This window comes from Bradyrhizobium canariense (assembly GCF_019402665.1).
In the GTDB taxonomy this organism is placed as follows: domain Bacteria; phylum Pseudomonadota; class Alphaproteobacteria; order Rhizobiales; family Xanthobacteraceae; genus Bradyrhizobium; species Bradyrhizobium canariense.
In genome coordinates this window covers 1-8,768 of the sequence record NZ_VSST01000107.1, presented here as the reverse complement: position 1 = coordinate 8,768, position 8,768 = coordinate 1, and the positions used below count along the sequence as shown (strand labels likewise).

At 66.2% G+C, this 8,768-nt stretch carries 6 protein-coding genes; 4 read left to right on the top strand and 2 right to left on the bottom strand.

Annotation, left to right across the window (positions count from 1 at the left end; translation table 11 throughout):
- The first annotated feature begins 101 nt into the window (after positions 1 to 101).
- Complete coding sequence (locus FXB41_RS39310; protein WP_219685577.1) at positions 102 to 959, top strand: NAD(P)-dependent oxidoreductase; 858 nt, start codon at positions 102 to 104, stop codon at positions 957 to 959.
- A gap of 28 nt (positions 960 to 987) precedes the next feature.
- On the opposite strand, the gene FXB41_RS39305 is transcribed toward FXB41_RS39310, so the two are convergent.
- Complete coding sequence (locus tag FXB41_RS39305; RefSeq protein WP_246649581.1) at positions 988 to 1,434, bottom strand: P-loop NTPase family protein; 447 nt, start codon at positions 1,432 to 1,434, stop codon at positions 988 to 990.
- A 285-nt stretch (positions 1,435 to 1,719) separates the two neighbouring features.
- On the opposite strand from FXB41_RS39305, the gene panE reads away from it, so the two are divergent.
- The gene (gene panE / locus FXB41_RS39300; RefSeq protein WP_219685575.1) at positions 1,720 to 2,649 is read left to right on the top strand and encodes a 2-dehydropantoate 2-reductase; all 930 of its coding nucleotides are present in this window, start codon (positions 1,720 to 1,722) and stop codon (positions 2,647 to 2,649) included.
- On the opposite strand, the gene recG is transcribed toward panE, so the two are convergent.
- Positions 2,646 to 4,754 (bottom strand): ATP-dependent DNA helicase RecG, encoded by a 2,109-nt coding sequence (gene recG, locus FXB41_RS39295; protein WP_219685574.1) that lies wholly within the window; start codon positions 4,752 to 4,754, stop codon positions 2,646 to 2,648. The genes panE and recG overlap by 4 nt on opposite strands.
- 183 nt (positions 4,755 to 4,937) lie before the next feature.
- Between recG and FXB41_RS39290 the strand changes: the two genes are divergently transcribed.
- Both FXB41_RS39290 and mfd read left to right on the top strand, forming a co-directional pair.
- Complete coding sequence (locus FXB41_RS39290) at positions 4,938 to 5,228, top strand: FAD assembly factor SdhE (protein WP_009859479.1); 291 nt, start codon at positions 4,938 to 4,940, stop codon at positions 5,226 to 5,228.
- Positions 5,225 to 8,743, top strand: a complete 3,519-nt coding sequence (mfd, locus tag FXB41_RS39285) for a transcription-repair coupling factor (protein WP_219685573.1) — start codon at positions 5,225 to 5,227, stop codon at positions 8,741 to 8,743. The genes FXB41_RS39290 and mfd overlap by 4 nt, the downstream gene beginning before the upstream one ends.
- Positions 8,744 to 8,768 lie beyond the last annotated feature (25 nt).

The following is an 8,768-nucleotide window of genomic DNA, read 5'->3' as shown; positions in this document are numbered from 1 at the left end:
GGCGTCCACAGATGAGTACGCGCCCCGGTCTTCCGGTTAGATTGAGCGCCTCGCCTGGAATTCGACTTTGCTTCGACTTGGAGTGCACGATGTCCAACACGATGTCCAAAACAATTGCGATCCTCGCGCCCGGTGCCATGGGCAGTGCCGTGGCCCGCCGTCTCGGCGAGCACGGTGCGCGCGTGCTGACGTCGTTGAACGGGCGGAGCGAGGCGACGCGCAAACGCGCGGCGGATGCCGGCATGATCGGCGCCGAGGACGACGCGATCGCGGACGCCGACATCATCCTCTCGATCGTGCCGCCGGGCGAAGCCGTGGCGCTCGCCGAGCGGCTGGCCGGGCTGATCGTCCGGCGCGAGAAGAAGCCCGTCGTGGTCGATTGCAATGCCGTCAACGTCGATACCGTGATGAGGATCGAAGAGATCATCGGCTCGGCACAGGCGCCGTTCGTCGATGCCGGCATCATCGGGTTCCCGCCCCAGCCCGGCGGCAAGAGCCCCGCGTTCTACATGTCCGGCGAGCACGCCAAGGACGTCGCCGTGCTGAAGGATTTCGGGCTCGACGTGCGGATCGTCGAAGGGCCGGTCGGTGCCGCGTCCGCGCTCAAAATGTCCTACGCCGGTATCGTCAAGGGCCTCGCCGGCATCGGCTCGGCGATGGTGGTCGCGGCAACGAAAGCGGGGGCTGCCGATGCGCTGCGCGACGAACTCGCACGCAGCCAGCCCGCGGTTCTGGCCCGCCTCGAAGTCGCGCTGCCGGACATGATCCCGAAGGCCTATCGCTGGGTTGCGGAGATGCGGGAGATTTCCGGCTTTCTCGGCCCCGATCATCCGGCGAGCCAGGTTTACGAAGGCTTTGCGCGCTGGTTCGAGCATCTCGCCGAGGACGCGAAAGGCGACGCGGCGGATACCGATCTGATGAAGGCATTCGCCGCGGGCATCGCGCAGAAGAAATCCTGATTGTCCGGTCTCAGGTCACGGTCATCGATCATGTGCCGTGCACCGAGTCCAGAAAACCCTGGATGTCCCGATCGCGTCTCAAGCGCACGACCGGGACGTCAGCGCCATACTGCACACGCTCGGCCTCGATGACAGGCGCGCGCTCGGTGTCGTAGCGCCACGCCTCCCGCATCAATTTCCAGTCGAATTGTTCGGGACACCCCTCCGGGAGGTCGGGCCGGGTCCTGTCGCGATCGAAGGCGGAGCGCAGGAGAATGCGCCACTGGCAGAGCCAGCGCGGGCGGTCGATGACGACCAGCGCATCGGCGCGCGCCAGCGTGAGATCGAAGGCAAGTCCCGAGAAGCTGCCGTCGACAACCCATGCGTCGCCCGCGATCGCATCAGCGACGCGCGCCCGGAAGCTCGGCTTGTCGGATGGCTTCCATCCCGGCCGCCAGTAGAGCACGTCGAGATGCACCACCGGCAGCCCGAGCATTCGCCCGAGATTCCGGGAGAGGCTCGTCTTTCCGCTACCCTGACAGCCTACGACGATGATCCGGCGCATGATGGGAAGATTTCACAAAGCCAGCCGCGACGAAAGGGGGCACTTAAGAGCCGGGCTTATCCGCATCGTCATTGCGAGCGGAGCGAAGCAATCCAGAGTCCCTCAATGGAAAGATCCTGGATTGCTTCGCTTGGCTCGCAATGACGGGAAGGAGACGGCGCGTGGCCCATCTGTTATTCTTTGTGCGGAAGCGGTCACTCCGCATTGGGAGTTCGAATGAGAGTACTTGTGATCGGCGCGGGAGCGCTCGGAGGCTATTACGGAGCTCGCCTGGTCCGAGCCGGCGGCGACGTGACCTTTCTGGTGCGGGCCGGGCGGGCGGAGCAATTGCGGCGGAATGGATTGCAGGTCGTGAGCCCGCATGGCGACTTCGCCGTGCAGCCGAAGGTCATCCTGGCCAACGATCTCAAGGAAACGTTCGACGTCGTGCTCGTCGGGGTGAAATCCTACTCGCTCGACGATGCGATGGTCCAGTTTGCCCCGGCGGTCGGCGCCAACACGATGATTTTGCCGATCCTCAACGGCTTGAAACATGTCGACGCCCTGACTGCGCGGTTCGGTGCGAGATGCGTCCTCGGCGGGCTCGCGAATGTCAGTGCCGGGCTCGATGCGGATGGCCGTGTCGTTCAGTTCATGGCCAATCAGACGATTGTCTTCGGGGAGATCGAGGGTTCGCTGAGCGAGCGTGTGCTTGCCCTGGAGACGCTGCTGCACGTGCCCGGTATCGACGTGCGCGCCAGCGAAGCGATCATGCAGGACATGTGGGAGAAATTCGTCCAGCTCAGCACGCTCGCCGGCATCACCTGCCTGATGCGCGCGAGCATCGGAGACATTCTGGCCGTGCCGAACGGCGAGCAATCCATCTTCCGGCTGTTTGCCGAATGCTGCGCCGTCGCGACGGCCTCAGGTTTTGAGCCGCGAGCGCCTTTCATCGAGTTTGACCGAAAACTGTTTACGACCCCAGATTCCCCGCTCAAGGCCTCGATGCTGCGTGATATCGAGCGCGGCTCGATCACCGAGGCGGAGCATATCCTCGGCGATATGGCCAACCGGGCCCGTGCACTCGGCATCGACACGCCGCTGCTGGATCTCTCCCGGGCGCATGTGGCGGCCTATGAGATTGGGCGGCAACGAGCGGCCAGCTAACCCGCTCCGATCAGCGGGATCGCTTCATCCCGCTCATACAGATACAGCAGGCATCGCAGCGCCTCGCCGCGCTCGCCCTTGAGTTTCGGATCGTCCTTCAGGATGCGCAGCGCCTCGTCGCGGGCCTGCGTGATGAGCTGGCCGTGCATCTCCGAGCGGGCGATGCGGTAGCCGGGCAGGCCGCTCTGGCGCACGCCGAGCACATCGCCTTCGCCGCGCAGCTTCAGATCTTCCTCGGCGATGCGAAAACCGTCGGTGGTCTCGCGGATCACCTTCAGTCGCGCCTTCGACATTTCGCCGAGCGGCTCGGAGTAGAGCAGCAGACAGGTCGAGGCCTCCGAGCCGCGCCCGATGCGGCCGCGCAATTGATGAAGCTGGGCGAGGCCAAAGCGTTCGGCGTTCTCGATCACCATGATGGTCGCCGCCGGCACGTCGACACCGACCTCGACCACGGTGGTCGCGACCAGCAGCCCGATCTCGTGGGCGGCGAACTGGCCCATGACGCGGTCCTTCTCGGTGCCCTTCATCTGGCCGTGGACAAGGCCGACGCGGTCGCCGAAACGCTTCTGGAGGCTTTCGAAGCGCTTGGTGGCATTGGTTAGGTGCTCGGTGCCCTCGGCCTCGGATTCCTCGACCAGCGGGCAGATCCAGTAGACCAGCTTGCCGGATTCGAGCGCGCGGCCGATGCTGTCGGTGACCTCGCCGAGGCGGCTCATCGAGATGGTGCGGGTTTCGATCGGCTGGCGGCCGGCCGGCTTCTCCCTGAGCTCGCTGATGTCCATGTCGCCGAAATAGGTCAGCACCAGCGTGCGCGGGATCGGCGTGGCGCTCAGCACCAGCACGTCGACGGCCTCGCCCTTTGAGGTCAGCGCCAGCCGCTCGCGCACGCCAAAACGATGCTGCTCGTCGACGACCGCGAGGGCGAGATCGCGAAAGATCACGTCGTCCTGGATCAACGCATGGGTGCCGACGAGCAGGTCGATCTCGCCGGCTTCGAGCTGTGCCAAGAGTTCCCGCCGCTCCTTGCCTTTTTCGCGGCCGGTGAGGATCGCGACCCGCATGCCCGCACGCTCGGCGAGCGGCGCGATGGTCTTGATGTGCTGGCGCGCCAGGATTTCGGTCGGCGCCATCAGGGCGGCCTGCTTGCCGACCTCGGTGACGGCAGCGGCGGCGAGCAGCGCGACCACGGTCTTGCCGGAGCCGACGTCGCCCTGGAGCAGACGCAACATGCGCACCGGCTGTTGCAGATCGCTCGCGATGGCGGCTGCCGCGTCGCGCTGGGAGGACGTCAGCGCATAGGGCAGGGCGTCGATGATCTTGTTGCGGAGGTGCCCGTCGCCGGCGTTGCGCACGCCGGCCGGGCGGCGCAATTGGGCGCGAATCAGGGCAAGGGCGAGTTGCCCGGCCAGGAGTTCGTCGAACGCGAGACGGGACCAGAACGGCTGGTCGGGCAGAATGTCGGTGAGCTCAACCGGCTGGTGCACGCGGGTGAGCGCCTCGGCGATCGGCGGGAAGCCGCAGCGGCGCAGCACCTCCGGGCTGATCCATTCCGGCAGTGCCGGCAGCTTCAGCAGCGCCTGCGCGACCGCGCGGCGCAGCGAGCCGAGTGCAAGGCCTTCGGTCAAGGGATAGACGGGATCGATGCCGGAGAGTTTGGAAATCGCCTCCTCGTCCAGCACCCGGTCGGGATGCACGATCTGCGGGATGCCGTCGTACATCTGGAGCGTGCCGGAGACGAAGCGCTTCTCGCCGATCGGCAGCAGCTTCTCGACATAGCCGGGCTTTGCGCGGAAGAACGTCAGCACGACGTCGCCGGTATCGTCGCTGGCGTAGACGAGGTAGGGCGCGCGCGCATTGCGCGGCGGTGGCGGGCGGTGGCGATCGACGGTGACCTCCAGCGTCACCATGGTTCCCTGCGCGGCGTCGCGGATCTTCGGCCGCGCGCGGCGGTCGATGACCTGGCTCGGCAAATGCAGCAACAGATCGACCAGCCGCGGCGTCTCATTGCGGCTGAGCAGATATTGCAGCAGCTTGTCCTGCTTCGGACCGACGCCGGGTAGGCTGGTCACGGGGGCAAACAGCGGATTGAGCAGGCTGGGGCGCATCAGGCGAACCTAGGATCGTTTTCGCTCGTCATGCCCGGCTTTATGCCCGGCATCCACGTGTTTTTTCGTGTCCCTGCGGCGGCAGCGGCCATGACAAATCGAGGGCTGACAGGGCCCGCCCGAGTGGCTATATCACCCCGGCCCGGCACGTCCGGGCTTTTGGCGTTTGACTGGAATTGAGACATGACGGGAACGACACGATCGAGCGACGGGCTGGACGACCGCCGCAAGCGGCTTCTGTTCCGCTGCTGGCACCGCGGCACGCGCGAGATGGACCTGATCCTCGGCCGCTTCGCGGATGCCGAGATCGGCAATCTATCCGACGACGAGCTGACGCAGCTCGAGACCCTGCTCGAAGAGGCCGATCCCGACCTCTACGCCGCCATCACCGGCGACAAGGTGCTTCCCGCCGAAGTCATCGGCCCGCTGTTTGCGCGCATCAAGGCGTTTCCGATCGCGGACCGCGACGTATGAAGCAGGGGATGAAATCGCCGGCCGAGCTGCTCACGCCCGGCCGCGCGCTGACGCTTGCCAATGTCGCCGAGGGTGCCGAGGGCCTCGTCGTCTCCGATCTGGCGCGCGCAATCGCGGCGCGGCCGAAGAAGCCGGCCGTCAGCCTCGCGGTGATCTGCCGCGACGGGCCGCGGATGCAGCAGCTCGAACGTGCCTTGCAATTCTTCGCGCCCGATTTGCCCGTGCTGACCTTCCCGGCCTGGGACTGCCAACCCTATGACCGCGTCTCGCCGCATGGCGGCGTCCTCGCGCAGCGCCTGACGACGCTGGCACGGCTGGCGTCCCTGACCGGTAGCGACAAGCCGCTGATCGTGCTGACCACGGTGAACGCCGCCGTGCAGCGCGTGCCGGCGCGCGAGCTCGTCGCGGCGCAGGCGCTGTCGGTCGCGCCGGGCAACGTCGTGCCGATGGACACCATCATCGCCTGGCTCGAGCACAACGGCTACAATCGCTCCTCGACGGTGCGCGAGCCCGGCGAATACGCCGTGCGCGGCGGCATTCTGGACCTGTTTCCGGCCGGACTGGACCAGCCCGTCCGCTTCGACTTCTTCGGCGACAGCCTGGAATCGATCCGCACCTTCGATGCCGAGACCCAGCGCACGCTGCTCGACATGCGCGCGCTCGATCTCGTGCCGATCTCCGAATTCCAGCTCGTCACCGACACCATCCGCCGCTTTCGCATGGGGTATGTCGCCGAGTTCGGCGCGCCCGAGCGCGACGATGCGCTCTACGAAGCCGTCAGCGAGGGCCGCCGTCATCCCGGCATGGAGCACTGGCTGCCGCTGTTCCAGGACCGGATGGACACGCTGTTCGACTACCTGCAGGGTGCGGCGATCGCGATCGAGCCGCAGGCCGAGGACGCCATCCGCGAGCGCTTCAAGCAGATCCTCGACTATTACCAGGCCCGCCGCGATGCGATGGAGCATCCGGGCGGCGGCGCCATCTACAAGCCGCTGCCGCCTGACCGGCTCTATCTGACCGAGGAGGAGTGGGGCAAGCGCGAGAGCGGGATGCCGCTGGTGCGGCTGACACAGTTTTCGGTGCCTGCCGATGGTACCAGTGTGGTCGATGCCGGGGCACGCAAGGGCCGCGACTTCGCGCCGGAGCGCAATGATAACAAGGTCAACGTCTTCGAAGCCGTCGTCGCACATGTGCATGGGCTGCTGACAAGCCGCAAGAAGGTGGTCATCGCGCTCTGGACGGAGGGCTCGCGCGACCGCATGACCTCGATGCTGCGTGATCACAAGCTCACCCCTGTGACCAGCGTCAACAGCTGGCGCACGGTGCAGGCGACCCCGCGCAACGAGACCATGCTTGCCGTGCTCGGCCTCGAAAGCGGTTTCGAGACCGACGAGATCGCTGTCATCAGCGAGCAGGACATTCTTGGCGATCGCCTGGTGCGGCCGCGCAAGGCGAGCCGCAAGCTCGACAATTTCATCTCGGAGGTGACGAGCCTCGCCGCCGGCGACATCGTCGTCCACGTCGACCACGGTATCGGCCGCTTCATCGGCCTGCAGACGCTCGACGTCGCCGGCGCGCCACATGACTGCCTCGAGCTGCATTATGCCGCCGAGACCAAGCTGTTCCTGCCGGTCGAGAACATCGAGCTGCTGTCGCGCTACGGCTCCGACCAGACCTCGGTCGAACTCGATCGTCTCGGCGGCTCCGGCTGGCAGACGCGCAAGGCCAAGCTCAAGAACCGCATCCGCGAGATCGCGGGCGAGCTGATCAAGATCGCTGCCGAGCGCCACCTCCACGAGGCGCCGAAGCTGCCGGTGCAGCCGGGCCTCTATGACGAGTTCTGCGCGCGCTTCCCGTATGACGAGACCGAGGATCAGCTCGGCGCGATCGAGTCCACGCTGAAGGACCTCGAGCTCGGCCGTCCCATGGACCGGCTGATTTGCGGCGACGTCGGCTTCGGCAAGACCGAGGTGGCGCTGCGTGCCGCCTTCGCGGTCGCGCTCGAAGGCAAGCAGGTCGCAGTCGTGGTGCCGACCACGCTGCTCGCCCGTCAGCACCACAAGACGTTCACCGACCGCTTCAAGGGTTTCCCGGTGCAGGTCGCACAGGCCTCGCGCCTGGTGCCGGCCAAGCAGCTCAATCTGGTCAAGAAAGGCCTCACCGACGGTTCGGTCGATATCGTCGTCGGCACCCACGCGCTGCTCAGCAAGTCGATCAAGTTCCGCGACCTCGGCCTGCTGATCGTCGACGAGGAGCAGCATTTCGGCGTCACCCACAAGGAGCGGCTGAAGCAGCTCCGCGCCGAGGTGCACGTGCTGACGCTGTCGGCGACGCCGATTCCGCGCACGCTTCAATTGGCGCTCACCGGCGTGCGCGAGCTCTCGATCATCGCCTCGCCGCCGGTCGACCGTCTCGCGGTCCGCACCTTCGTCGCTCCGCACGATCCCCTGATGATCCGCGAGGCGCTGCTGCGCGAGCGCTATCGCGGCGGCCAGGCGTTCTACGTGGTGCCGCGCATCGACGACCTCGCCGAGGTCAAGGACTTCCTCGACAAGAACGTGCCGGAGATGAAGGTCGCGGTCGCGCACGGGCAGATGCCGCCCGCGGTGATCGAGGACATCATGACCGCGTTCTACGACGGCAAGTTCGACATCCTGCTGTCGACCACGATCGTGGAATCCGGTCTCGACATTCCCAATGCCAACACGCTGATCGTGCATCGCGCCGACATGTTCGGCCTCGCCCAGCTCTACCAGCTCCGTGGTCGCGTCGGCCGTTCCAAGCTGCGGGCCTATGCGCTGTTCACGCTGCCGGCGCAGCAGAAGATCACGGCGCAGGCCGAGCGCAGGCTCACCGTGCTGCAATCGCTGGAGACGCTGGGCGCGGGCTTCCAGCTCGCCTCGCACGACCTCGACATCCGCGGCGCCGGCAACATCCTGGGCGAGCAGCAGTCCGGCCACATCAAGGAGGTCGGTTTCGAGCTCTACCAGTCGATGCTGGAGGAGGCGATCGTCAACCTCAAGGCCGGCGTGTCCGAGCCCGCCGCCGATCGCTGGTCGCCGACGATCACAATCGGCATGCCCGTGCTGATTCCGGAGGACTATGTCGGCGATCTCTCGGTGCGGCTGTCACTCTACCGGCGGCTCGCCGACCTCGACAGCGAGGAGGAGATCGAGAATTTCGGTGCCGAGATGCGCGATCGTTTCGGCGTGCTGCCGGACGAGGTGCGCTATTTGTTCAAGGTCGCCGCGATCAAGGCGTTCTGCCGCCAGGCTAATGTCGGCAAGATCGATGCCGGTCCGAAGGGCGCCGTCATCGCCTTCCGAGACAATTCCTTCGCCCATCCCGATCGGCTGGTGAGCTTCATCCGCAGCCACGGCCAGGCCGCGAAGGTGCGGCCCGACATGAAGGTGGTGTTCCTGCAAGACTGGGAGACGCCGGAAGAGCGTCTGGCCGGCACCACCGAGATCATGCGCCAGCTGGCGCAGCTCGCGCAGAGCAAGAAGGCGGCGTGAGCGAGGTGCCGTAGGGTGGGCAAAG

Excerpts from the sequence above, each read along its gene's own strand:
- FXB41_RS39310 (WP_219685577.1), top strand. The coding sequence starts at position 102 with ATGTCCAAAACAATTGCGATCCTCGCGCCCGGTGCCATGGGCAGTGCC.
- FXB41_RS39305 (WP_246649581.1), bottom strand. The coding sequence starts at position 1,434 with ATGCTCGGGCTGCCGGTGGTGCATCTCGACGTGCTCTACTGGCGGCCG.
- panE (WP_219685575.1), top strand. The coding sequence starts at position 1,720 with ATGAGAGTACTTGTGATCGGCGCGGGAGCGCTCGGAGGCTATTACGGA.
- recG (WP_219685574.1), bottom strand. The coding sequence starts at position 4,754 with ATGCGCCCCAGCCTGCTCAATCCGCTGTTTGCCCCCGTGACCAGCCTA.
- FXB41_RS39290 (WP_009859479.1), top strand. The coding sequence starts at position 4,938 with ATGACGGGAACGACACGATCGAGCGACGGGCTGGACGACCGCCGCAAG.
- mfd (WP_219685573.1), top strand. The coding sequence starts at position 5,225 with ATGAAGCAGGGGATGAAATCGCCGGCCGAGCTGCTCACGCCCGGCCGC.